A 21964-nucleotide genomic window follows, 5' to 3' on the forward strand; every position below is an offset into this window, starting at 1 on the left:
CCCGAAGATCGCGGACGGGACGAACACCGTCCGGACGAGCGACGTCGGTTCGAGGGGCGGACTCACGCCGTCGCGGCACCCGCGTATGCGGTGGCCGCGAGGCGACCGGCCGGGCGGTCGAGCCCGTAGTGGCCGCGCAACGTCGTCGCCGTGTACTCGGTGCGGAACAGCCCGCGCTCCTGCAGGATCGGCACCACGCGGGTGGTGAAGTCCTCGAGTCCGCCGGGCAGATACGGCGGCATGACGTTGAAGCCGTCGGCGGCCTCGCTGTCGAACCACAGCTGCAGTTCGTCGGCGATCTGTTCGGGGGTGCCGGCGAAGGTGCGGTGACCGCGGCCGCCGCCGAGCTTCCCGATGAGCTGGCGCACGGTCAGGCCCTCGCTCTCGGCGAGGTTCCTCACCAGTTCGTAGCGGCTCTTGTTGCCCTGGATCCGGTCGATCGGCGGCAGCGGAGGCAGGGGCGCGTCCAGGGCATGCTCGGTGAGATCAACTCCCACCATCCCGGAGAGCTGGCGCAACGAGTACGCCGGTGAGATCAGGTCGGTGAACTCCTGCTCGAGCGCCTTGGCCTCGGCCTCGGTGTCGCCGATGAACGGCACGATCCCGGGGAGCACCTTCAGGGAGTGCGGATCCCGCCCCGCCTCGGCCACGCGGGCCTTCAGGTCGCGGTAGAACGCCTGCCCCTCGGCCAGGGTGCGCTGCGCGGTGAAGACCGCCTCGGCGTACCGGGCGGCGAAATCCTTTCCGCTCTCCGAGGATCCGGCCTGTACCAGCACGGGACGGCCCTGGGGTGAGCGCGGGGAGTTCAGTGGGCCGCGCACCGTGAACCGCGCGCCGTCGTGGTCGATGGTGTGTACCTTGGCCGGGTCGGCGAAGCGGCCGCTGTCGACGTCCAGCTCGACGGCATCGTCGTCCCAGCTGTCCCACAGGTCGACGGCGACGTCGACGAACTCGGCGGCGCGGTCGTAACGGCCGGCGTGGTCCGGTGTCTCGTCGTAGCCGAAGTTGGCCGCCTCGTCGGCGCCACCCGAGGTCACGATGTTCCAGCCGGCGCGGCCGTGGCTGATGTGGTCGAGCGAGGCGAACTTGCGGGCGAGGTTGAACGGCTCGTTGTAGCCGGTCGACGCGGTGGCGATCAGGCCCACCCGCTCGGTGACGACGGCCATCGCGGACAGCAGGGTGATCGGCTCGAAGACCGCCTGGATGTTGTGTTCCACGCGGGGACCGGTCGCGAGGCCGTCGGCGAAGAACACCGAGTCGAGCTTGCCGCGTTCGGCGATCTGCGCGAGCTCCTGGAAGTGTGCGACGTCGAGGACGCGGCGCTCGTCGGTGCGCGGGTGCCGCCAGGCGGCCTCGTGGTGGCCGACCCCCATCAGGAAGGCGTTGAGGTGGAACTGCTTCGGAGACTGGGACATGACAACCTATCCGAGTACGTGGGAACGGACGGACTACTGGTCTGCGCGCCAGCGGGACAGTCGGCGCTCGACTGCGACGAGGATCCCGTTGAAGGTCAGACCGACGAGGGAGATGGCGACGATGCCGGCATACATGTTCGGGATCTGGAAGTTGAGCTGCGAGGCGGTGATGAGATAGCCGAGACCTGCTTTGGCGCCGACCATCTCGGCCGCAATGAGCACGAGGATCGACGAGGCCGCAGCCATCCGGATGCCGGTGAAGATCGTCGGCACGGCAGCCGGCAGGATCACCTTCTGGAACAGGCGGTAGGAAGGCAGACCGAGGGAACGGGCCGATTTGACCAGCAGCGGATCCACGGTGCGCACGCCGGAGATGGTGTTGAGCAGGATCGGGAAGGTGCTCGCGTAGATCACCAGCGCCACCTTCGAGGTCTCGCCGATGCCCAGGATCAGGATGAACACGGGCAGCAGTGCGAGCGCGGCGGTGTTGCGGAACAGCTCGAGGATCGGGTTGAGGAACTCGGCCACCGGCCGGTACCAGCCGATCGCCACCCCGAGCGGGATCGCGACGAGCACTGCGATCACGAATCCGGTGACGGCCCGGGACAGGCTGGCGCCGAGGTGTTCGGCGAGCTGGCCACTACCGATCAGCTGGGTGAAGGCCTCCGCGACCACGGTGAAGGGCGGCAGGAACACCTCGTCGACGAGCCCGAGCCGGGGCGCGGTCTCCCAGACCGCGAGGAAGGCGAGGATCGCGAGGGCCGGCTTCACACCGCGCCATACGACGGCACCGACCCGGCGTCCGGTCCCGGCGCCCGGGGCGGGCACGGCCGGCGCGGGTCGCTGCTCCGCGAGGGCCCCGTCGAGCTCGACGGGGTCGATCAGCGTGGCGCTCGGACTAGACATGCTGCACCTCCTGGGTTGCGGCACCGAACTCGTGGTGCTGCGCGCGCTCGACCTCCGAGTGCAGCAACGACCAGATCCGGTGTCGATAGTGTCGGAACGCCTCGCCGGACCGGACGTCGTCGACGGTGCGATCGATGTCGATGTCCACGACGGTCTTGATCCGCCCGGGCCGGGACGTGAGCACGGCGACGCGCTGTCCGAGGTAGATCGCCTCGTCGATGCCGTGGGTGATGAACAGGATGGTCTTGCCGGTCTCGTGCCGGATCCGCAACAGCTCGTCCTGCAACGACTCCCGGGTCTGCGCGTCGAGGGCGGCGAACGGCTCGTCCATGAGGAGCACCTCGGGGTCGAACGCCAGGCTCCGGGCGATCGCGACGCGCTGTTTCATGCCGCCGGACAGCTCGTGCGGATAGCGATCGCCGAACCCGCGCAGCCCCACCAGCTCGAGGTAGTGCTCGGCCAGCGCGCGGCGCTGACGCCGGGGCAGGCCCTTCGCCTCGAGGCCGAATTCGATGTTGTGCCGCGCGGTGCGCCACGGCAGGAGCGCGTACTGCTGGAAGACGATGCCCCGATCCAGGCCCGGCCCGGAGATCGGCTGTCCGTCGAGCAGGATCCGTCCCGACGTCGGGCTGCTCAGCCCGCCGAGAAGGTCGAGCAGCGTGGACTTGCCGCAGCCGCTGGGGCCGACGAGGACGAGGAACTCACCGTCGGCCAGGTCGAGGCTGACATCGTCGAGGGCAGTGAACGCGGTGTCCGTACCGCGGACCGGGAACTGCTTGGTCACGTGCTCGAGACGGAGCTTCGGGGTGGTGCTCATTTCGCCTCCTCGACGGGTTCACCGTTCGGACCGCTCGACGGTTCGTAGGTGCCGTTGGCGTAGGGGTTGAATTCGTTGGTGTAGATGTCGGCCGGGGTGAACGTGCCCTCGGGCAGTTCGCCGTTCCGGGCGAGCCAGTCGAGCCAGGTCTGGATCTCCTGTTCGGTGATCGTCCCGCCCGGGCCGGCGACGCCGGGGCTCTTGTAGAACTCGACGAGGTTGGTGTTCTCGTTGCGGCCGCGGCCGTTGATGATCTCCTTGTACTCGGCGATGACCTCGTCGCGTGGGGTGGTCTGCGCCCAGCGAATGGCCCGCGCCGTGCCCTGCACGAAATCCGCCACCGCGTCCCGGTTCTCGGCGATGAAGTCGTCTCGGAAGACGTACGTGCCGTAGCTGAACGCCCCGAACAGGGACTCGTCGGTGAACAGCGGACGGATCCCGCCGCGCGAGACCGCGGTCTCGCGGAACACGCTGCCGAGGGTGCCGACGTCGATCTGCCCTTCCCGCAGCGCCTGCTCGGTGTTCACCGGGGGCACGACGATCAGTTCGACCTGCTTGATCTCGTCCGGGGTCAGTCCCTGCTGGGCGAGCCATTCGCGGACGAGGAACTCGTGGTGGGCACCGAGCGTGTTCATCCCCACCTTCTTGCCGATCAGATCCCGGGCGGTGCGGATCGGGCTGTCCTCGAGCACGTAGTAGCCGTTGAACGACTCCTTGTCGGAGCCGTAGTAGCTGATGACCGACGTGATCGGCGAGTTGGCGGCGGCGAGCTTGATGACGGCGCCGTTGAATGCGCCGCCGAACTCGGTCTGGCCGGTGGCCGCGGACTGGATGTCCTGCGGACCGCTGGTGGTGTCGCCCACCCAGTCCAGCGCGACGTTCTCGTAGTAACCGAGGTTCTCCGCGAGTTCGGGATAGGTGACCTGGCCGGCCGAGCCCTGGTAGCGCAGGACGGTGCGACCGTCCTCGGTGGTGGTGGTCTCCGACCCCGAGGAGCAGGCCGCGACCCCCGCGGCGAGGGTGACGAGAGTGGCTGCGACCGCAGCCGACCGGACCAGTCGGCTGCGCAGCGTGGAATACGACATCGCGAGAGTTGTCCCTTACGTTCGACGAAGAGGCCCGGCACGGCGGGCACGGAGAAATGCGGCGCGCGGCGACAGTGAAGGCGTACGCGACACCGGGATTCGCGGTGCGGCAACGGAAGATCGCGCGACGGCGGCCGGCCGGACGGGCCGGCACGCCGGGCTACACCGGGAGGGTCAGCGACAACAGTCCGGACACTCGTACACGGTGGACTCCTTCTGCGGCGATCGGACTCCGGAAGTCTGTCCCGGGCCGCCGCGACGGGTCAACGCTTCGGCGCATCCGTGTGCGGATCCCTTGACATGTTCGGTCCGGTGCCGTACCGGTCGCGATCGCGCCGTCGGTCGGTACGATCGCCCCATGCGCACCGCCGTGCTCGCCGACGCCTTCGAGCAGCATCGGCCGCACCTGCTCTCCGTCGCCTACCGGCTGACGGGCAGCGTCGCCGACGCCGAGGACGCGGTCCAGGACGCGTGGCTGCGCCTCGACGGCGCCGACACCGACCGGATCGACGATCTGCGGGCATGGCTGACCACCGTCGTCGGACGCCTGTGCCTCGACCGGCTGCGGTCGGCGACGGCGCGCCGGGAGAACTATGTCGGCCAGTGGCTGCCCGAGCCGATCGTCACCCCGCTCGGCGGATCGCCGGCCCCGGATCCACTGGAAGCCGTGGTGCGGCAGGAGGACAGCAGGATGGCGGCGATGGTCGTGCTGGACACGCTCACCCCCGCCCAGCGCGTCGCCTTCGTCCTGCACGACGGGTTCGCCGTGCCGTTCGACGAGATCGCCGGCATTCTCGACGTCACGCCGGCGTCCGCGCGCCAGCTCGCCTCCCGCGGTAGGCGGGCCGTCGCGGCCGCGCCGCCCCCCGTGCCGGCCGCCGAGCACGTCGAGGCGGTGCAGCGGCTGATGACCGCCCTCGCCTCCGGGGACCTCGCGGCGGTGGTCGCGGCGCTCGATCCCGATGCCCGGGTGATCGGAGACGCCAACGGGGTGACCCGCACGGCCGTCAACGTCGTCGTCGGCGCGGAGCGGTTCGCCCGGTTCTTCCTGGGCCTGATGCAGCGCTACGGCGCCGAGGCGTTCCTGGCCGGCACACCGGCGCTCGTCAACGGCGAACTCGGGTTCGTCAGCGGGGGCGGCCCCGGCGACGAGACCCACCGGGCCTTCGCCGGCCGGGTCGTCGGCTGCACGGTCCGCAACGGACGGGTCTGGGCGGCCTACGACATGGCGAATCCCGACAAGCTCCGCGGCGTCCTGCTCGCCCGCGGGGACGACCACCGAGCGTAGCGAACCGGGCCGAATCCGCCGACCGGACGGTGCGATCGGTTTCACCCCAGGTGCAGCCATCGGCCGATCGACGGCACCTCGTGCTCGTCGACCGCGAACACGAGGTACCACCCCGGCGGCGCGAGGTCGGGGTCGGTGGGCAGATGCAGCGTGACCGATCCACCCGCCCCGGTGGTGAACGCGACGTCGACCAGGCGTTGCTCGCTGTCGCACGAGTGGGTGCAGGCGCCCGGACGGACGAGGCCGACGGTCTGTACGGCGCCGCGCGGGTGCACGGTCGCGGCAACGGTTCCCCCGTACCCGCCCTCGGCGGCGGCCAGCTCGAGGGTCGGCCGGTCGCCGTGGAACAGATACGGGGGCCAGTAGATCTCGATGCGCAGGTCCTCCGTCTTGCGGGCCGGATTCGAGCCGGCGGTGACCACTTTCCCGTCGGGGGTCAGCAAGGCGACCGAGTGGTAGAGCCGGGGCACCCGAGAGGGCGCGGTGTGCGTCCACACGCCGGTGGCGGGCCGGTAGATCTCCGCATGGGGCGGTGCGCCGTGCGCCGTCTCCTCCACCGCCGAACCGCCCGTGGCGAGCACCGTGCGGTCCGGGAGCAGCACCGCGCTCAGATGCATGCGGGCATGGGCCATCGGGGGACCGGGCCGATAGGCGGGCTCCGGGTCGGTGAGGTCGACGATCCGCGTGTCGGCGAGTGCAGGTGCGGGACTGTGCAGGTCGAATCCTCCGCCGCCGAGGATCATGACCCTCTGCTGCTGGGCCGGCGGCAGCAGCACGCTCGCCGCCTGATTGCGGGAACCGGGCACGGCCAGGCCGGCCACGGCGGTGACGTGACCCGTATCGGGATCCCACACGGACGGCCGCATGCCGTTGTTCCCGCCGTATTGACCTCCGGAATAGAAGATCCGGCCGTCCGCGAGCAGGAACAGGTGCGCATACATCGGGATCGGGCCCGGCGACGGCAGTTCCGACCACGTCGCGGTCGCCGCGGTGTACCGCTCGGGGACGACCGAAAGATGGTTGTCGGCGCCGAGTCCGGACACCGCGACCACGTTCCCGTCGCCGAGGGTGAGCAGCGTCGGGTACCACCGCCCGTACGTCATGTCGGCGGTCGCCGACCACTCCCCCGTGACCGGATCGAAGACGAGCGCGTCCTTCAGACCGTAGAACGGGTCGTACCGTTCGGTGCCCCCGGCCGCGAGAAGGCGCCCGTCGGGAAGAAACGCCTGCCCGACGCAGAACAGGTCGATCGGTGTGGCCGGAGCGTCGAGTTCGGGAGCGGGATAGTGCCAGACTCTGGTGCGGAATCGATGGGCTGCATGGTGGTCGGGATCGTTCCCGGAGCCTGCGAAGAAGAGCACGTCCCCGGTGTGCAGCAGCGCCGCGTGCACGGGATTGATCTCGGTGCCGAAGTCGAGCAGCCGCCAGAGGCCCATGTCGGGCGCCTCGTCGACGTCCGTGACGAGTTCGACCACGCGGAGGTATCCGGTGTTGCGCTGCGGTGGGTTGTCCGTCGCGAGCACGACCAGTTCGGGCCGGGAACCGTCGCCCCGATCCAGCACTGCGGCTGCCGCACCCTGGTTCTCCCAGAAGCCCCACGCCGGGATGGTGGACCACACGCTCCAGCCGTCGAGGGCGTGACCGGATCCGTCCAGACCCCAGCCGATCGTGTAGTGACCACCGTTCTCCCCCGGCGGATTGTCGACGGCGAGCACGATCAGTTCGGGCCGACCGTCGCCGTCGAGGTCGGTGACGGCGATGCCCGCACCCTGGTTCTCCCAGCCGTACCAGTCCGGTACGGGCACCCAGGGCGTCCAGCCGGCGGTCAGCGTTCCCTCGGGAGTCAACCCCCGGCCCAGCCGGAACTGTCCGCTGTTCTGGCCGGGCGGGTTGTCGACGACGAAGACCACGAGGGTGGGCAGGCCGTCGAGGTCGGCGATCGCGATGTCGGCGCCCTGGTTCTCCCACCCGTACCAGTCCGGGACCGCGATCCACGGCGTCCACCCTCCCGTGACCGTTCCGTTGGCGGCCAGGTCGCGGCCGATGCGGAAGTATCCGGAGTTCTGACCGGACGGGTTGTCGACGACGAAGACGACGAGGTCGAGCGTGCCGGTACCGCCGAGGTCCGCGACGGCGATACCGGCGCCCTGGTTCTCCCAGCCCCACCAATCGGGAACGGGGATCCAGGACTCCCAGTTGCGCACCGTTCCGTCGGCGGCCAGCCCGTGTCCGACCCGGTACCAGCCGGTGTTCTGCTCTCGCGGGTTGTCGATCATGAGAGCGACGACGTCCGGTGCGCCGTCACCGTCGAGGTCGGCGACGGCGACGCCGCAGTCGTGATTCTCCCAGCTGAACCAGTCCGGAACAGGCACGAAACCACCGGCCATGGCGCCTCCCAGTATCCGGGTCCGGCCGCGGTCGGGTCCGCGAACGAGACACCACGAACAGTGTCGCCCATCCGCACTCGCGTGTCCGGGACGGACACGCCTAGGCTTCGGCCATGGAGCAACGACTGAGCTTCGTCACTCTCGCCGTCGCCGACCTCGAGCGCACCCGGCGCTTCTACGTCGACGGACTCGGCTGGACCCCGGTCGTCGACGTCCCCGGCGAGGTGGTGATGATCCAGGTCGGCCCGCACCTCGTCCTGTCCCTGTGGGACGAACGGCAGTTCGCGGCCGAGGTCGGCCCCGTGCAGCGGGGCGGCGTCCCGCCCGTTACGCTCGCCCACAACGTCGCCGACCGAGCGGACGTCGACCGGGTGCTGGACACCGCCCGCCGCGCCGGAGCCGATCCGGTCTCCGACGCGGTCGAACGTGAGTGGGGCGGCTACACAGGGTATTTCGCGGACCCCGACGGATTCCGGTGGGAGATCGCCTGGAATCCGGGTCCCATCGGTCAGCTCGTGCTGCCCTGAGCCGCGTCGTCCTGCAGCCACGGCACCCGGCACGCGTCGGTGCTGAATCCCTGCTCGTGGATGCCCAGGGCCGAGTTCATCCGGGCCCGCATGTTCTCGAGCGCGATCTGGTACGTCAGTTCCACCACCCCGGCCCGCCCGAAGCGACGCTCGAGGTCGGCGACCTGCTCGTCCGTCACCGCGACGGCCGCACCGCCGGCTCCCGTCATCGCGTCGGCGTACGCGATCGCCGCACGCTCGTCGTCGCTGTAGGCGTCGGAGGTCGCGTAGTCGGCGATGTGCTCGAGGCGGTCCACGTCGAGTCCGTCGAGCCGCTGCAGCATCGCGCCGAAGTCGACGCACCAGGAGCACCCGACGCTCCAGGCCACCCGGTACACCGCGAGCTCGCGGACGTGCGCCGGCAGCACCGTCGAGGCGCGCTCGACGAGCATCTCGTGCACGGCGCTCGCCCGCATCAACGCCGGATGGTGGGCGTAGACGGCGAACGGCTCGGGCACCTCCCCGAAGCGGCGCCGGGCCACCCGGTAGGCGATCTTCGTCGTGACGCCGGCCTCGGCCGGTGTCACCGCGGGAATGCGCGCCATGACCTTCTCCGTTCCTCGGGTCCCGAGCGGGACCGTTCATCCTTTGGACGAGACAGCCCCGCCGGATGTGACACGACCGCTGCCGGAGGCCGGGAAGGGCGCGGCTAAGCTGCAGAAATGGCAGAAATCGCGTCCTCACATCGGGTCCGCACCGTCCGCAGGCTGCGCCCGTTCGCGTCCACGATCTTCGCCGAGATGACCGCCCTGGCCGTTACGCACGACGCCGTGAACCTCGGCCAGGGTTTTCCCGACACGGACGGCCCCCGCGCGATGCTGGACGTCGCGCGCCAGGCCATCGCCGACGGCGTCAACCAGTACCCGCCCGGGCCGGGCACGCCCGAGTTGCGCCGGGCGATCGCGGCGGACCGCGCCGCCCGGTACGGGCTCGAGCACGACCCGGACACCGAGGTCCTCGTCACCGTCGGCGCCACCGAGGCGATCAGCGCCGCCATCCTCGGTCTCGTCGAACCCGGCGACGAGGTGCTGCTCACCGAGCCCTACTACGACTCCTACGCCGCGTCCGTGGCGCTGGCGGGGGCGAGCCGCCGCACGGTGCCGCTCGCCCGCGCGGGGTCCGGGTTCGTCCTGGACGTGGACGCGCTGCGCGCCGCGGTCACCGAGCGCACCCGCATGCTCGTGGTCAACACCCCGCACAACCCGACGGGCACGGTCTACGACGACGCGGCGCTCGCCGCGGTCGCGGCACTGGCCTGCGAGCGGGACCTGCTGGTGCTGTCCGACGAGGTGTACGAGCACCTGGTGTTCGACGGCCGCCGGCACCGCCCGCTCGCGTCGCTGCCCGGCATGGCCGAACGCACCGTCACCGTGTCCAGCGCCGCGAAGACGTTCAACGTCACCGGCTGGAAGATCGGATGGGCGCTCGGCCCCCGCGAACTGATCGACGGGGTGCGCGCGGCGAAACAGTTCATGTCGTTCGTCGCCGGGGCGCCGTTCCAGCCCGCCGTCGCGTACGCGCTGACCCACGAGCAGCCGTGGATCGCCGCCCAGCGCGACGATCTGCAGCGCAGGCGCGATCTGCTCTCCGGCGCCCTCGCCGACGCCGGATTCGGTGTGTTGGACTCGGCCGGCACGTATTTCGTGTGCGCGGACATCACCCCGTTCGGCGCGACGGACGGTGTCGCCTTCTGCCGGACCCTGCCCGAACGCATCGGGGTGGCCGCGGTCCCGGTCAGCGCCTTCGTCGACGACCCCCAGCAGTGGAACCATCTGGTGCGCTTCGCGTTCTGCAAGCGCGACGACGTCCTCCTCGAGGGCGTCCGGCGGCTGCGCAGCCTGCGGGAGCACGGCTGAACATGACCGCCCCCGCCACCATTCCCTCCGACTTCGTGCGCCGCTCGGTGGTTCTCGCCGCGGCGAACGGCGTGGATCTGGCCCCGGCCCTGGACGCGGCCCGGATCAGTCGCGCGGTGCTCGCGCACCCGCACGCGCGCCTCACCCCCGAACAGGTCACCCGGTTCACGCAGAAGACCTGGGAGCTCACCGGTGACGAGTTGTTCGGCCTCGGGCCGGGGCCGGTGCCCCGCGGCACCTTCCGCGTGATGTGCCTGACGCTGATCCACTGCCGGGACCTGGCCCAGGCCCTCGAACGGATGATCGAGGTCAACCGCGTGCTGCCGACGCTGCCGAGACTGCGGCTGACGCCGGGCCCGCAGACGACCCGGCTCGAGGTGGTGCTGCCGGAGCCGTGCGACGACAAGACCCGCGTCATCATCGATTTCCTGCTCATCCTGCTGCACCGCTTCGCGGCCTGGCTCGTCGGCGGACGAGTACGGCTGGCGTCGGTCACGGTTCCCTACGGCGAGCCCGATCCGGTGCTCGCGAAGAACTACGACGCGATCTTCGGGGTGCCGGTCACCTTCGACGCCGACGGGGCGGCGCTCGAAATCGACAACGCGGCACTGCGGTCGCCCATCGTCCAGACCGAGGAGACGCTCGAGGACTATCTGCGCGAATCGCCGAATCTGATGATGTCGGAACGCGACTACGACTCCACCGCCGCGTCGCAGGTGCGGCGGATCTTCGAGTCGGGCATCGAGGGACGCACGGCGACCGCCGAGGAAGTCGCGGAGATGCTGTCGGTGAGCGCACCGCATCTGCGGCGCCTGCTCCGGCAGGAGGGCACCTCGCTCGGGCAGTTGCGCGAGGAGGTGCTGCGCGACACGGCGATCGCCGGGCTGCGCCGCGGCGAACCGGTGGACGCGCTGTCGGCCCGCCTCGGCTTCTCCGAGCCGAGCGCGTTCCGGCGTGCCTTCAAGCGATGGACGGGCAAGACCCCGCGCGCGTATCGGTAGGTCCGCCGGTTCACCCGACGCAGAACTCGTTGCCCTCCGGGTCGGTCATGGTGATCCACTCGCTCGGCCCCTGCCGGCCCCGGTGCAGGACGGTCGCGCCCGCCTCGACGAGCCGCCCGGCGAGCGCCTCACGTTCCTCCCCGGCCCGGATGTCGAAGTGCAGCCGGTTCTTCACCGTCTTGCCCTCGGGCACCCGCTGGAAGAGCACGCGCGGACGCGCGGGCACCTCGGGATCGGAGATCGCGGCGCCCGCCTTCCAGACCAGGACGCCCTCGAAGATCTCGGTGTCGTCCTCGCGGGCGTGGCCGGCCGCGACCAGGCCGCGGATGAAGTCCTCGTTGCTCGGCTCCACCCGCCAGCCCAGCGCGGCCGCCCACCATTTCGCCAGCGTGTGCGGGCTGTCGGAATCGACCGTCACCTGGAATTCGTAACCCATGCGGCGACGGTACGACGAGACTCCGACAGGTCAGGGCTGAACGAGGATCCGGATCGGATCCCCGATGTGGTTGTGCAGCTTCTCGATGCCCTCGGCGATGTTCTCCAGCGGCACGATCTCGCTGATCGAGCGGGAGATGTCCAGGCGGCCGCGGGAGACGAGCGCGGCGAGCGTTTCGATGTCGACATTCTTGTAGCCGAGGTGGCCCATCACGTGCTTGCGCGACAGTCCGAACGTGGCGGTGGGGCCCAGGGAGGCCTCCTGCCCGCTCAGCCCGACGACCACGACGCGGCCACCCGTCATCACGCACTGCAGGGCCTGGTCGAAGGTGGCCTTCACGCCCGCCGAGTCGAAGGCCACGTCGAGCATCTTCCCGCCGGTCGCCTCGGCGACCCTCTGCACCAGGTCCGGGTCGCGGGAGTCGAACGCATAGTCGGCGCCGAGTTCGAGGGCCCGCTCCCGCACCGCGGGGTTGATGTCGAACGCGAGGACCGGCACGGCACCGATCAGCCGGGCGAGCTGCACGATGTGGGTGCCCACTCCGCCGACCCCCCACACGCCGACGGCCTCGCCCACCTGTACCTGCCCGGTGCGCACGACGGCGCCGAACGGCGTGGACACCGCGTCGGCGAGGATCGCCGCCTGCTCGAGCGGGACGTTGTCGGGCACGAGGGTGAGACCGCCCGCCTGTGCGACGGTGTACTCGGCCCAGGCGCCGTCGTACGCGAAGGCCATCAACTGGATGTTCAGGCAGTTGGTCAGGTCGCCGCGCCGGCACTTGCGGCACTGCATGCACGGTCGTCCGGCCGAGGGCACGACGCGGTCCCCGACCTCCCACCCGGTCACGCCGTCCCCGACGGCCGCGATGATCCCGGCGGCTTCGTGGCCCTGGGTGACCACCGGCAGCAGGGCCGGGAAGGTGCCGTCGAGCAGGCTCAGGTCCGAGTGGCAGATGCCGCAGAAGGCGACCTTGACGAGCACCTCGCCGGGGCCCGGCGACGGAATCGGAACATCTTCCAGCACATTGGTTCTGGTGTCCGCATGAAAACGCGCGGCGCGCATCGTCTCGGTCATGATCCCCTCATCCTGTTGTGCGGCGGCAGCCAGGGGCGACCCTACTCCCGGCGCATGCGGCGTTGCGCATGTTTGTGCCGCGGATCTCCGCGACGGGTTGCATCCGCCCACGGCGGGTGAGAGCGTCGGAAGGAACCGTCATCGACTTCGAGAGGGTGATTCGCAACAATGCAGACGGCCGTCATCGACGACTACCCGACCCGGAACCGCACGAACTGCGTGAGCGTGTCCCGGCCGGATCCGGTGGTGTGGGGATCGGCAACGGGGCCGCCGGACGCCCCGGCCGTCGCCGAGTACGACCGGCGCGGGTTCCACACCGTCGACGCGCTCCTGCCGGCGCACGACGTCGGAAATCTGCTCGACGAGACGGCACGTCTGGGCCGGGATCTGGCCGACGACGAGCGGGTCGTGCGGGAGGCGGGAAGCGGGGACGTGCGCTCCGTGTTCGACGTGCACCGCCTCTCCGGCACGGTCGCCGAGATCGTCCGGCGACCGGAGATCGCCGGAATCGCCCGCCAACTCCTCGGCTCGGCGGTCTACATCCACCAATCGAGGCTGAACGTCAAGCCGGGATTCCGCGGCGGACCGTTCTACTGGCACTCCGATTTCGAGACCTGGCACGCCGAGGACGGGATGCCGCGTCCGCGGGCGCTGAGCATCTCCGTCGCGCTGACCGAGAACTACGGTTACAACGGCGGTTTGATGATCATGCCCGGTTCGCACCGGACCTTCGTCTCGTGCGCCGGTACCACCCCCGACGACTACTACCGGCAGTCCCTCGTCACGCACGTGCCCCCCACCGGTTCGCCCGACGAGGACACGCTGACCTCGATGGCCGCCGAGCACGGCATCGCCACGTTCACCGGCTCGGCCGGTTCGGCCACGGTGTTCGACGCGAACTGCATGCACGGTTCGAACGGCAACATCACCCCGTTCCCCCGGTCGAATCTGTTCGTGGTGTTCAACAGTGTCGAGAACGCGCTCGTCGAGCCGTTCTCGGCGCCGCGCCGGCGGCCGGACTACCTCGGCAGCCGGGACTTCACTCCCCTGCACTGACCCGAACGGACGTGCTGACACGAACGGACGCGGGGTGCGACCGGCGCGGGCCGGGCGCACCCCGCATCGCGGCGCTCACACGCGGGCGGTGTCCGCCACGTCGATCGGCAGCGTGCGGGCACGCGGTGTGCGCAGCAGCCGGGTGAGCGTGAACCGGCCCAGCTCCGGATCGTAGGGCCGGTAGGCCAGATACACGAGCACGTGGAACGCCCAGTGCGCCCGCAGGATTCGGCGAAGCACCGGATTCATCCGGCCGTGCAGTTCGAACGTGGCGGTTCCGGAGCGGATGTACTTGGTGTACTCCCGCGGCGGCGTCAGCGCACGCCGTGGGGAGATGTCGACGAACAGCTCGGAGAGCTGGGCGATCTCGATGTCGGCCTCGCGCAGGCACAGGGCCAGGTCGAGGTCTTCGTGGATCCCGGCATCCGTGCTGACCGCGTCGCGGACGCGCTGCCAGGCCGACCGGCGCACGGCCATGTTGGCACCGTGCAGGTTGTCGATGCGGCGCTCACCGCCGAAGAAGCCCTTGCGCACGCGCTGCTCGATATACCGGCGCTTGAGCTCCCGGTACGGCGAGTCGTAGGAGTTGCTGAGTCCGCTGACGGCACCGACGCTCTCGGTGTCTGCACGCGCGAAGAAGTCGAGGATCGCGCGGGCCCATCCGGGCCGCACCCGCGTGTCGGCGTCGATCCGGCCGAGGAGATCTCCTGCCGCCGAGTCGAATCCGGCATTGCGGGCGAATGCGACGCCGGGGCGGGGCTCGACGATCCGGCGGACGATCGGAGACCGCTCGGCGATCGCGTCGACGATCTCGCCCGTCCTGTCCGTCGAATTGTTGTCCACTACCACGATTTCGCGGATGTCCGCTTCCTGCTCCAACAGCGCCGCCAGGCACGGACCGATGTAGCGTTCCTCGTTGTACGCCGGCACGACCACCGACAGCGTGTGCTGATGCATGCCTCCGACGCTACCGCGACCGGCCGCGCGCCGCGGAGCGCCGAGGGCGGGAACCGTTCCGGGACATCCCCCGAAACGGTTCCCGGGCACCGGCGTCAGGGGCGCCGCGGGCCTCAGGCGCGCCGGCGGCGCACCGCGGGCCTCAGGCGCGCCGGCGGCGCACCGCGTCGGCCAGCCGGTCGAGCTGGTCGGCCGTGGTGGCCCAGTCGAGGCACGCGTCGGTGATCGACTTGCCGTACTCGAGCTCGTCGGACCGGCCCAGGGTCAGGTCCTGACGGCCCGCCGCGAGGAAGCTCTCCAGCATCACACCGACGATGCCCTTCTCGCCCGCGACGAGCCGCTCGGCGATGTCGGTGACGACGTCGACCTGCTTCTCGTGGTTCTTGCTGCTGTTGCCGTGGCTCGCGTCGATCACGACGCGCTCGGGCAGACCGGCCTTGCGCAGGCGGGCCATGGTGTCGGCGACCGTCCCGGCGTCGTAGTTGGGGCCGGCGGAGCCGCCGCGCAGGATGACGTGGCAGTCGGGGTTGCCGACGGTCTCGATGAGCGCGGCCTGCCCGTCGAGATCGGTGCCGGGGAACACGTGGCTCGCGGCGGCGGCGCGGGTGCCGTCGACGGCCACCTGCACGTCACCCTCGGTGGAGTTCTTGATGCCGACCGGCATGGACAGGGCGCTGCACAGTTGCCGGTGTACCTGGCTGGCCGCGGTGCGGGCACCGATCGCGCCGTAGGTGACCAGATCCGCGTAGTACTGCGGCAGGATCGGGTCGAGGAACTCGCACCCGACCGGCAGTCCGAGGCCGGACACGTCGAGCAGCAGCTTGCGGCCGATGCGCAGACCGGTGTTGATGTCGTAGGTGCCGTCGAGGTGCGGGTCGTTGAGCAGGCCCTTCCACCCGAGGGTGGTGCGCGGCTTCTCGAAGTACACCCGCATCACCACGTGCAGGTCGTCGCGCAGATCGTCGGCCTTGGCGGCGAGGCGGCGCGCGTAGTCCATCGCGGCGGCGGGGTCGTGCACCGAGCACGGCCCGACCACGACGAGCAGCCGGTCGTCGGTGCCGTCGAGGATCGCCACGGTGTCGGCGCGGCCCGAGCGCACGGTGGCGGCGGCCACCTCGTCGGGGGCGTGCTCGCCGCGGACGACGGCCGGGGCGACGAGCGGGCTGATCCGCACGGTCCGCTGTTCGTCGAGATTCGCGGTGGAGATGGAGGTGCTGGTGGCCATCGGGGTTCGGTTCCTGTTCCCGGGCCGACCCTGGCTGAACCTGAAAGATCCCAGCGAGCCGGTCCGTGTCCGGCTCGTAGGTGGAAGAAGTCAGCGCGCGGTTACGCCGACCGACCCACCCCGGGCCGGCCTGCTAAACCAGAAATATGCACGCTGCATGACGGACACCCTACCCGAGCCCCCGCGGGGGTGCACATCGGGGGCCCGGGGCGAGTCCGCATTGCCAGCGCGACGGCGCCGACCCCCCTACGATCGGAACGAACCGAGAACACTGCCCGTACCGCCGAGACGATCGCCGAGGTGTTATGCCGCTCGAAGGTTCACACGAGTCCAGGGACCGGTCGAACGAACCGGAACACACAGCCGACGGCCATCTCGTCGAGGCCCAGTCCGAGGACTTCTCCCATGCCAGAAACCTCGCGGTGGATCCCGACTGGTTCAAGACCGCGGTGTTCTACGAGGTCCTGGTGCGCGCCTTCAACGACTCGAACCACGACGGGACGGGTGATCTGCGCGGGCTGACCGAGAAGCTCGACTACATCGCCTGGCTGGGCGCCGACTGTATCTGGCTGCCACCGTTCTACGACTCCCCGCTGCGCGACGGCGGGTACGACATCCGGGACTTCCGGGCGGTGCTCCCGGAGTTCGGCACCGTCGACGACTTCGTCACGTTCCTCGACGAGGCGCACAAGCGCGGTATCCGCGTGATCACCGACCTGGTCATGAACCACACGTCCGACACGCACGCGTGGTTCCAGGAGTCGCGTACGGACCCGGACGGCCCGTACGGCGACTTCTACGTGTGGTCCGACACCGACGAGCGCTACCCGGATGCGCGCATCATCTTCGTCGACACCGAATCCTCCAACTGGACGTGGGATCCGGTGCGCAAGCAGTACTACTGGCACCGGTTCTTCTCGCACCAGCCGGACCTGAACTACGACAATCCCGAGGTGCAGGACGCGATGATCGACGTCCTGCGCTTCTGGCTCGACCTGGGGATCGACGGGTTCCGGCTGGACGCGGTGCCCTATCTGTTCGAACGCGAGGGCACCAACTGCGAGAACCTGCCCGAGACACACGCGTTCCTGAAGAAGTGCCGCGCGGTGATCGACGCGGAGTATCCGGGCCGGGTGCTGCTGGCGGAGGCGAACCAGTGGCCCAGCGACGTGGTGGAGTACTTCGGCGAGCCGGAGGTCGGCGACGAATGCCACATGGCGTTCCACTTCCCGCTCATGCCGCGCATCTTCATGGCGGTGCGGCGCCAGAACCGGTTCCCCATCTCCGAGATCCTCGCCCAGACACCGCCGATTCCGAGCAGTGCGCAGTGGGGCATCTTCCTGCGCAACCACGACGAGCTGACCCTCGAGATGGTCACGGACGAAGAACGTGACTACATGTATGCCGAGTACGTCACCGACCCGCGGATGCGGGCGAACATCGGCATCCGGCGCCGGCTGGCCCCGCTGCTCGAGAACGACCGCAACCAGCTCGAGCTGTTCACGGCTCTGCTGTTGAGCCTGCCCGGCTCGCCGGTGCTCTACTACGGCGACGAGATCGGGATGGGCGACAACATCTGGCTCGGCGACCGCGACGCCGTGCGCACGCCGATGCAGTGGACACCCGACCGCAACGCGGGCTTCTCGCGGGCGGACCCCGCGCGGCTGTACCTGCCGACGATCATGGATCCGACCTACGGCTACCAGTCCGTGAACGTCGAGCGGCAGATGAACTCGACGAACACGCTGCTGCACTGGACGCGCCGGATGATCCAGGTCCGCAAGCAGCATCCGGCGTTCGGCAAGGCCGCCTTCACCGAATTGGGCAGCGCCAACCCGGCCGTCCTGTCGTACCTGCGGGAGATGCCGCTCGGCCCGGACCGCAACTACAGCGACGTCATCCTGTGTGTGAACAACCTGTCCCGGTATCCCCAGGCCGTCATCCTGGACCTGTCCCGGTTCGCAGGGTGGATTCCGGTGGAGCTCACCGGTTCCGTCCCGTTCCCACCGATCACGGAGGAGGGGTACATGATCACCCTGCCCGGTCACGGTTTCTATTGGTTCGCGCTGCAGCCCGATCCGACGAGGGAAGGCGTCGGCGAACATCCGGTGAGCAGCGAAGCCGAGGCGGCGGTGCAGCCATGAGGGATCCGAACGTGCAGCACTACTCCGATGCGGAGCTCGAGGCCCTGCTGGCCGAGTGGCTTCCCCACCAGCGTTGGTTCGCCGCCAAGGGCAGAACCGTCGCCGCCGTCCGGATCATGCTGCGGGAACCGCTCACCGACACCCCCGCGTTCGGAGCGGACCACCTGCTGGTGACCGTCGAGTTCGAATCCGACGCCGAGCAGATCTACCAGGTGCCGCTCGGGTATCGCCCGCACCTGCCCGACGAGCTGGCACCCTGGGCGCTGCCGCGGCCCGACGGGAGCGGCGACGACCGCCCCCACGCCTACGACGGCCTGCGCGACCAGGAGATCATCGACCTGTACGCGCACTCGATCGCCACCGGGCAGGTGTACGGCCCGGTCGAGCTGCACACCGTGCCCGGCACGGTCATCGAGGAGGGACTGCGCGGGCGGGCGCTCAGCGCCGAGCAGTCCAACACCTCCGTCGTGCTGGGCGAGCAGTTGCTGCTCAAGCTCTTCCGCCGGATCACTCCGGGCGTCAACCCCGACGTGGAACTGCACCTCGCGCTCGGCGAGGCGGGCTGCCGGTCGGTCGCCCCCGTGCGCGCGTGGATCGACGCCGAGATCGGCGGCGTGCGCACGACGCTGGCGATGGTGCAGGACTTCGCGGCCAACTCCGCCGACGGCTGGTCGATGGCTCTGGGCAGCGTGCGGGACCTGCTGCTCGAGGCCGACCTGCGGGCGGACGAGGTGGGCACGGACTTCGCCGGCGAATCGCAGCGGATGGGCGCGGCCGTGGCCGAGGTGCACGCGCTGCTGGCGCAGTCCCTCGGGACGTCGCAACGACCCGTCGGCGAGATCGTCGACGGCATGCTGCGCCGCCTGGACGCGGCCGGTGCCGTCGTACCGGAACTGGCGGAATTCGCCCCGGCGGTGCGGGAGCGGTTGGCGGAGGCGGCGGCCACCGGCACGACCACGGTGCAGCGGGTCCACGGGGACCTGCACCTCGGGCAGGTGCTGCGCACCCCGGAACACTGGCTGCTCATCGATTTCGAGGGCGAGCCCGCCAAGTCCCTCGACGAACGGCGGGAACCGGACAGCGCCCTGCGCGACGTGGCGGGGATGCTCCGCTCGTTCGACTACGCGGCCCACCACTCCCTGCACGATGCGACGTCGGAGGCCGCCGCCGCGCAACGCGAGTTCCGGGCGCAGGAATGGGCGCAGCGCAACTCCGCCGCGTTCTGCGACGGCTATGCGGGCGCGTCCGGCCCGGATCCGCGCGAGTCGGCCGCGCTGCTGCGCGCGTACGAACTGGACAAGGCCGTTTACGAGGTGGTCTACGAGGCCCGCCACCGGCCACAGTGGATCCGGCTGCCGCTCAACGCGATCCGTCGGCTGGTGCAGGCGACGTAGGGCTGTGGCCGTCGGTGGTATCCGCCAGGGGATCCTCACCCGAGGGTGCCGGGTCGTCGAGTCCGCCCCGATGCGGCCGGTGGACCGGGTCGATCGCGGCCGCCCCCCGGTCCGGGGAGGACCCTTTCCGGCGTGGTCGGCGCAGGTCCACGGAGGACCGGTGCCGGCCCGCGGCGGGTGTCGACCGGCCTCCCGCGGTGGCCCGGTGGCGCGGGCCCCGGCCCTCGGACCATCCGTGCATGATGCGTCGGTGCAGGCGTGCCAGGGGTGCCGGCGCCCACCAGTTCGCGTCGCCCATCAGCTTGATCAGTGAGGGAACCAGCAGCATGCGGACCAGCGTGGCGTCGATGACGAGGGCGAAGATCATTCCCAGTCCGATGAACCGCATGATCGTCATCGGGGAGAGCGCGAAGGCCGCGGTGACCGTACCGAGTATCAGCGCGGCGCAGGTGACGACACGACCGGTGAGGGCGGTACCGGTGTGCACCGCCGTCTCGGTCGACGCCCCCGCAGCATGCGCTTCGACCATCCGCGACATCAGGAAGATCTCGTAATCGGTCGACAGGCCGAACACGACGGCGAGGATCAACACGACCAGGGTGGGCTGGACGGGCTCCGGAGCCACACCGATGAGACCGGCGCCGTGTCCTTCCTGGAAGATCCAGGTCAGCAGCCCGAAGGTCGCCCCGAGGCTCAGTCCCGCCATGGCGACCGCCTTGACCGGCAGCACCACCGTGCCGAAGGCCAGGAACAGCAGCAGCAGTGTCGCACCCACCATGACGGCGATCATGGTGGGCAGCGCCTCGGTGATCGCGTGATTGTTGTCGGCCTCGAGGGCGAACGGTCCGCCGACCTCGATCCGGGTTCCTGCCGGCGGCGCCAGCTCACGCAGTGCTGCGACGGCCGCGTTCGCGCGCTCGACGTCCGATCGGTCGGTCACCGCCGCGGAGATGACGGTGAAATCCGAGGTCGTGGCGATGGGCTGCGCACCGGTGACCCCGTCGACGGCATCGGCCTGTGCCACGAACCCGAGGCTCGCATGCAGGGGCGGGGGCGAGCCGGCTGTTCCGTGCACCAGGACGGTGATGTCGCCACCAGGTGACCGAAATTCCTGGACCAGCTGTTCGGTGGCCGCGCGAACCGGATTGCCGGGCGGCAGCGAGGTGTAGCTGATCGAGCCGAACCGCGTCAGAACGACCGGGGCCGCGAACACCACCAGCACGAGGATGATCGGGACTGCGACGCGCAGCGGATGGCGCATCACCCGGTCGGCGACGGCTCCCCAGAATCGGTGGGCTCGCACCTCGCCGCGCTCGACCGCCCCGCGGCGCCAGGTCAGACTGTTGATCCGGGCACCCAGAACGGCCAGGGCCGCGGGCACGGCGGTCAAGGACAGCAGGGCCGCGCTGAGGGCGGCCGAGATGGCGCCCAAACCCAGCGACCGGATCACCTCCTGGGGAAAGACGAGCATTCCGGCGAAGGCACATACGAGCAGCAGCGCGGAAAAGCACACGGTGCGGCCCGCGGTGAGAACGGTCCGCCGGACCGCGTCGTTCGGCGAGGCGCCGGAGCGGAGTTCTTCCCGGAACCGACTGACGATGAACAGTCCGTAATCGATGGCCAGACCGAGACACAGAAGGGAGGTGACGTTGAGGGCAAAGGCATTGACCGCGGTGAACATGGTCAGCAGCCGAAGCGTCCCGAGCGCGCTGAGCACCGACAGCGCGGCGACGAGAACCGGCACCGCCGCGGCGGTCAGTCCGCCGAAGATCATCACCAGCAGAATCAGGGTCAGCGGAAGCGACACCGACTCGGCGACGACGAGGTCGGTCTTCAGTTGCGTGTTGAACGAATCGTCGACCACGGTCTTGCCGGTCAGCTGGGTGTCGACTCCGGGAACCTGCAGCACGGACAGCAGATCGTGGTACGGCGGCCGATCACCCGACCCGGAATGCTGCAGGGTCACCGTCGCGAGCGCTCGGGTGCCATCGGCGGAGCGCAAGTACGGTTTCTCGACCACGGGCACCGTCCAGTAGGTGTCGACGCGCTCGACCCGGGTGCGATCGAGAGCGGCGAGGTGCCCGGCCACCTCGGGTCCGATGTCGTCGATGCTCTGCCCGGGTGGGGCGGTGTAGATGGCGACGATGTCCGGCTCCCGGCGGCCGAGGTGCTCCTCGACCTGGTGCGTGACGTGCGCGGCTTCGCTCCCGTCGTCGAGGAAGCCCTCGAACCTCAGATGGGGGAAGACCCCCAGCCCCCATGCGCCGCCGAGCACCAGCGCGGTGACGGTCACGATCAGCACGAGCCACCGGCGTGCGAGAAGAAGTGCGGCCCAGCGGGTCATGGCCGTGGCGGAG

18 protein-coding genes are annotated in these 21964 nt (G+C 70.0%); 7 read left to right on the top strand and 11 right to left on the bottom strand.

What is annotated here, in order from left to right; all coding sequences use genetic code 11:
* Positions 1–62: 62 nt before the first annotated feature.
* From A4U64_RS18520 to A4U64_RS18535, 4 genes are read right to left on the bottom strand one after another with little or no spacing between them, the layout of a single operon-like run.
* Positions 63–1415, bottom strand: a complete 1353-nt coding sequence (locus A4U64_RS18520) for an LLM class flavin-dependent oxidoreductase (protein WP_065922945.1) — start codon at positions 1413–1415, stop codon at positions 63–65.
* A 33-nt stretch (positions 1416–1448) separates the two neighbouring features.
* Complete coding sequence (locus A4U64_RS18525) at positions 1449–2321, bottom strand: ABC transporter permease (protein WP_006931126.1); 873 nt, start codon at positions 2319–2321, stop codon at positions 1449–1451.
* The gene (locus tag A4U64_RS18530; protein WP_029541783.1) at positions 2314–3138 is read right to left on the bottom strand and encodes an ABC transporter ATP-binding protein; all 825 of its coding nucleotides are present in this window, start codon (positions 3136–3138) and stop codon (positions 2314–2316) included. Before A4U64_RS18530 ends, A4U64_RS18525 begins: the two co-directional genes overlap by 8 nt.
* On the bottom strand, positions 3135–4223 hold the full coding sequence (locus tag A4U64_RS18535) for an ABC transporter substrate-binding protein (RefSeq protein ID WP_050034701.1): 1089 nt from the start codon (positions 4221–4223) through the stop codon (positions 3135–3137). Before A4U64_RS18535 ends, A4U64_RS18530 begins: the two co-directional genes overlap by 4 nt.
* A gap of 358 nt (positions 4224–4581) precedes the next feature.
* On the opposite strand from A4U64_RS18535, the gene A4U64_RS18540 reads away from it, so the two are divergent.
* Entirely contained in the window at positions 4582–5511 is a 930-nt protein-coding gene (locus tag A4U64_RS18540) for a sigma-70 family RNA polymerase sigma factor (RefSeq protein ID WP_065922946.1), read from the top strand.
* A gap of 41 nt (positions 5512–5552) precedes the next feature.
* Here A4U64_RS18540 and A4U64_RS18545 read toward each other — a convergent pair whose 3' ends face one another.
* Positions 5553–7898, bottom strand: a complete 2346-nt coding sequence (locus A4U64_RS18545) for a galactose oxidase-like domain-containing protein (RefSeq protein WP_065922947.1) — start codon at positions 7896–7898, stop codon at positions 5553–5555.
* A 113-nt stretch (positions 7899–8011) separates the two neighbouring features.
* On the opposite strand from A4U64_RS18545, the gene A4U64_RS18550 reads away from it, so the two are divergent.
* Positions 8012–8425: a VOC family protein gene (locus tag A4U64_RS18550; protein ID WP_006931112.1), complete on the top strand. Its 414-nt coding sequence runs from the start codon at positions 8012–8014 to the stop codon at positions 8423–8425.
* Here A4U64_RS18550 and A4U64_RS18555 read toward each other — a convergent pair.
* Positions 8407–9009 (bottom strand): carboxymuconolactone decarboxylase family protein, encoded by a 603-nt coding sequence (locus A4U64_RS18555; protein ID WP_006931110.1) that lies wholly within the window; start codon positions 9007–9009, stop codon positions 8407–8409. The genes A4U64_RS18550 and A4U64_RS18555 overlap by 19 nt on opposite strands.
* A gap of 117 nt (positions 9010–9126) precedes the next feature.
* Here A4U64_RS18555 and A4U64_RS18560 point away from each other — a divergent pair, with 117 nt between their 5' ends.
* Both A4U64_RS18560 and A4U64_RS18565 read left to right on the top strand, forming a co-directional pair.
* Entirely contained in the window at positions 9127–10320 is a 1194-nt protein-coding gene (locus A4U64_RS18560; protein ID WP_080688542.1) for a pyridoxal phosphate-dependent aminotransferase, read from the top strand.
* Between the two features lie 2 nt (positions 10321–10322).
* On the top strand, positions 10323–11321 hold the full coding sequence (locus tag A4U64_RS18565) for an AraC family transcriptional regulator (RefSeq protein ID WP_006931106.1): 999 nt from the start codon (positions 10323–10325) through the stop codon (positions 11319–11321).
* Between the two features lie 10 nt (positions 11322–11331).
* On the opposite strand, the gene A4U64_RS18570 is transcribed toward A4U64_RS18565, so the two are convergent.
* Together A4U64_RS18570 and A4U64_RS18575 are read right to left on the bottom strand one after the other, a co-directional pair.
* The gene (locus A4U64_RS18570) at positions 11332–11757 is read right to left on the bottom strand and encodes a VOC family protein (RefSeq protein WP_029541773.1); all 426 of its coding nucleotides are present in this window, start codon (positions 11755–11757) and stop codon (positions 11332–11334) included.
* A gap of 30 nt (positions 11758–11787) precedes the next feature.
* Positions 11788–12831 carry a zinc-binding dehydrogenase gene (locus tag A4U64_RS18575; protein ID WP_006931096.1) on the bottom strand — a complete coding sequence of 348 codons (1044 nt, stop codon included), beginning with the start codon at positions 12829–12831 and terminating at the stop codon, positions 11788–11790.
* Positions 12832–12999: 168 nt separating this feature from the next.
* On the opposite strand from A4U64_RS18575, the gene thpD reads away from it, so the two are divergent.
* Positions 13000–13887: an ectoine hydroxylase gene (gene thpD / locus A4U64_RS18580; RefSeq protein WP_029541769.1), complete on the top strand. Its 888-nt coding sequence runs from the start codon at positions 13000–13002 to the stop codon at positions 13885–13887.
* A 75-nt stretch (positions 13888–13962) separates the two neighbouring features.
* Here thpD and A4U64_RS18585 read toward each other — a convergent pair whose 3' ends face one another.
* Together A4U64_RS18585 and A4U64_RS18590 are read right to left on the bottom strand one after the other, a co-directional pair.
* Positions 13963–14844, bottom strand: a complete 882-nt coding sequence (locus A4U64_RS18585; RefSeq protein WP_065922948.1) for a glycosyltransferase — start codon at positions 14842–14844, stop codon at positions 13963–13965.
* Positions 14845–14986: 142 nt separating this feature from the next.
* Positions 14987–16069: a 3-deoxy-7-phosphoheptulonate synthase gene (locus tag A4U64_RS18590; RefSeq protein ID WP_065922949.1), complete on the bottom strand. Its 1083-nt coding sequence runs from the start codon at positions 16067–16069 to the stop codon at positions 14987–14989.
* A gap of 305 nt (positions 16070–16374) precedes the next feature.
* Between A4U64_RS18590 and treS the strand changes: the two genes are divergently transcribed.
* On the top strand, positions 16375–18213 hold the full coding sequence (gene treS / locus A4U64_RS18595; RefSeq protein WP_006946891.1) for a maltose alpha-D-glucosyltransferase: 1839 nt from the start codon (positions 16375–16377) through the stop codon (positions 18211–18213).
* Positions 18210–19607 carry a maltokinase N-terminal cap-like domain-containing protein gene (locus A4U64_RS18600; protein ID WP_065922950.1) on the top strand — a complete coding sequence of 466 codons (1398 nt, stop codon included), beginning with the start codon at positions 18210–18212 and terminating at the stop codon, positions 19605–19607. The genes treS and A4U64_RS18600 overlap by 4 nt, the downstream gene beginning before the upstream one ends.
* Here A4U64_RS18600 and A4U64_RS18605 read toward each other — a convergent pair.
* A complete protein-coding gene (locus tag A4U64_RS18605) occupies positions 19573–21951 on the bottom strand; it encodes an MMPL family transporter (protein WP_065922951.1) in 2379 nt (792 codons plus the stop codon). The genes A4U64_RS18600 and A4U64_RS18605 overlap by 35 nt on opposite strands.
* Between the last annotated feature and the right edge of the window lie 13 nt (positions 21952–21964).

This window comes from Rhodococcus sp. WB1, assembly GCF_001700945.1.
GTDB lineage: Bacteria > Actinomycetota > Actinomycetes > Mycobacteriales > Mycobacteriaceae > Rhodococcus > Rhodococcus aetherivorans.

Excerpts from the sequence above, each read along its gene's own strand:
- A4U64_RS18565 (WP_006931106.1), top strand. The coding sequence starts at position 10,323 with ATGACCGCCCCCGCCACCATTCCCTCCGACTTCGTGCGCCGCTCGGTG.
- A4U64_RS18540 (WP_065922946.1), top strand. The coding sequence starts at position 4,582 with ATGCGCACCGCCGTGCTCGCCGACGCCTTCGAGCAGCATCGGCCGCAC.
- A4U64_RS18570 (WP_029541773.1), bottom strand. The coding sequence starts at position 11,757 with ATGGGTTACGAATTCCAGGTGACGGTCGATTCCGACAGCCCGCACACG.
- treS (WP_006946891.1), top strand. The coding sequence starts at position 16,375 with ATGCCGCTCGAAGGTTCACACGAGTCCAGGGACCGGTCGAACGAACCG.
- A4U64_RS18525 (WP_006931126.1), bottom strand. The coding sequence starts at position 2,321 with ATGTCTAGTCCGAGCGCCACGCTGATCGACCCCGTCGAGCTCGACGGG.
- A4U64_RS18605 (WP_065922951.1), bottom strand. The coding sequence starts at position 21,951 with ATGACCCGCTGGGCCGCACTTCTTCTCGCACGCCGGTGGCTCGTGCTG.
- A4U64_RS18555 (WP_006931110.1), bottom strand. The coding sequence starts at position 9,009 with ATGGCGCGCATTCCCGCGGTGACACCGGCCGAGGCCGGCGTCACGACG.
- A4U64_RS18560 (WP_080688542.1), top strand. The coding sequence starts at position 9,127 with ATGGCAGAAATCGCGTCCTCACATCGGGTCCGCACCGTCCGCAGGCTG.
- A4U64_RS18575 (WP_006931096.1), bottom strand. The coding sequence starts at position 12,831 with ATGACCGAGACGATGCGCGCCGCGCGTTTTCATGCGGACACCAGAACC.
- A4U64_RS18530 (WP_029541783.1), bottom strand. The coding sequence starts at position 3,138 with ATGAGCACCACCCCGAAGCTCCGTCTCGAGCACGTGACCAAGCAGTTC.
- thpD (WP_029541769.1), top strand. The coding sequence starts at position 13,000 with ATGCAGACGGCCGTCATCGACGACTACCCGACCCGGAACCGCACGAAC.
- A4U64_RS18520 (WP_065922945.1), bottom strand. The coding sequence starts at position 1,415 with ATGTCCCAGTCTCCGAAGCAGTTCCACCTCAACGCCTTCCTGATGGGG.
- A4U64_RS18585 (WP_065922948.1), bottom strand. The coding sequence starts at position 14,844 with ATGCATCAGCACACGCTGTCGGTGGTCGTGCCGGCGTACAACGAGGAA.
- A4U64_RS18550 (WP_006931112.1), top strand. The coding sequence starts at position 8,012 with ATGGAGCAACGACTGAGCTTCGTCACTCTCGCCGTCGCCGACCTCGAG.
- A4U64_RS18535 (WP_050034701.1), bottom strand. The coding sequence starts at position 4,223 with ATGTCGTATTCCACGCTGCGCAGCCGACTGGTCCGGTCGGCTGCGGTC.
- A4U64_RS18545 (WP_065922947.1), bottom strand. The coding sequence starts at position 7,898 with ATGGCCGGTGGTTTCGTGCCTGTTCCGGACTGGTTCAGCTGGGAGAAT.
- A4U64_RS18600 (WP_065922950.1), top strand. The coding sequence starts at position 18,210 with ATGAGGGATCCGAACGTGCAGCACTACTCCGATGCGGAGCTCGAGGCC.
- A4U64_RS18590 (WP_065922949.1), bottom strand. The coding sequence starts at position 16,069 with ATGGCCACCAGCACCTCCATCTCCACCGCGAATCTCGACGAACAGCGG.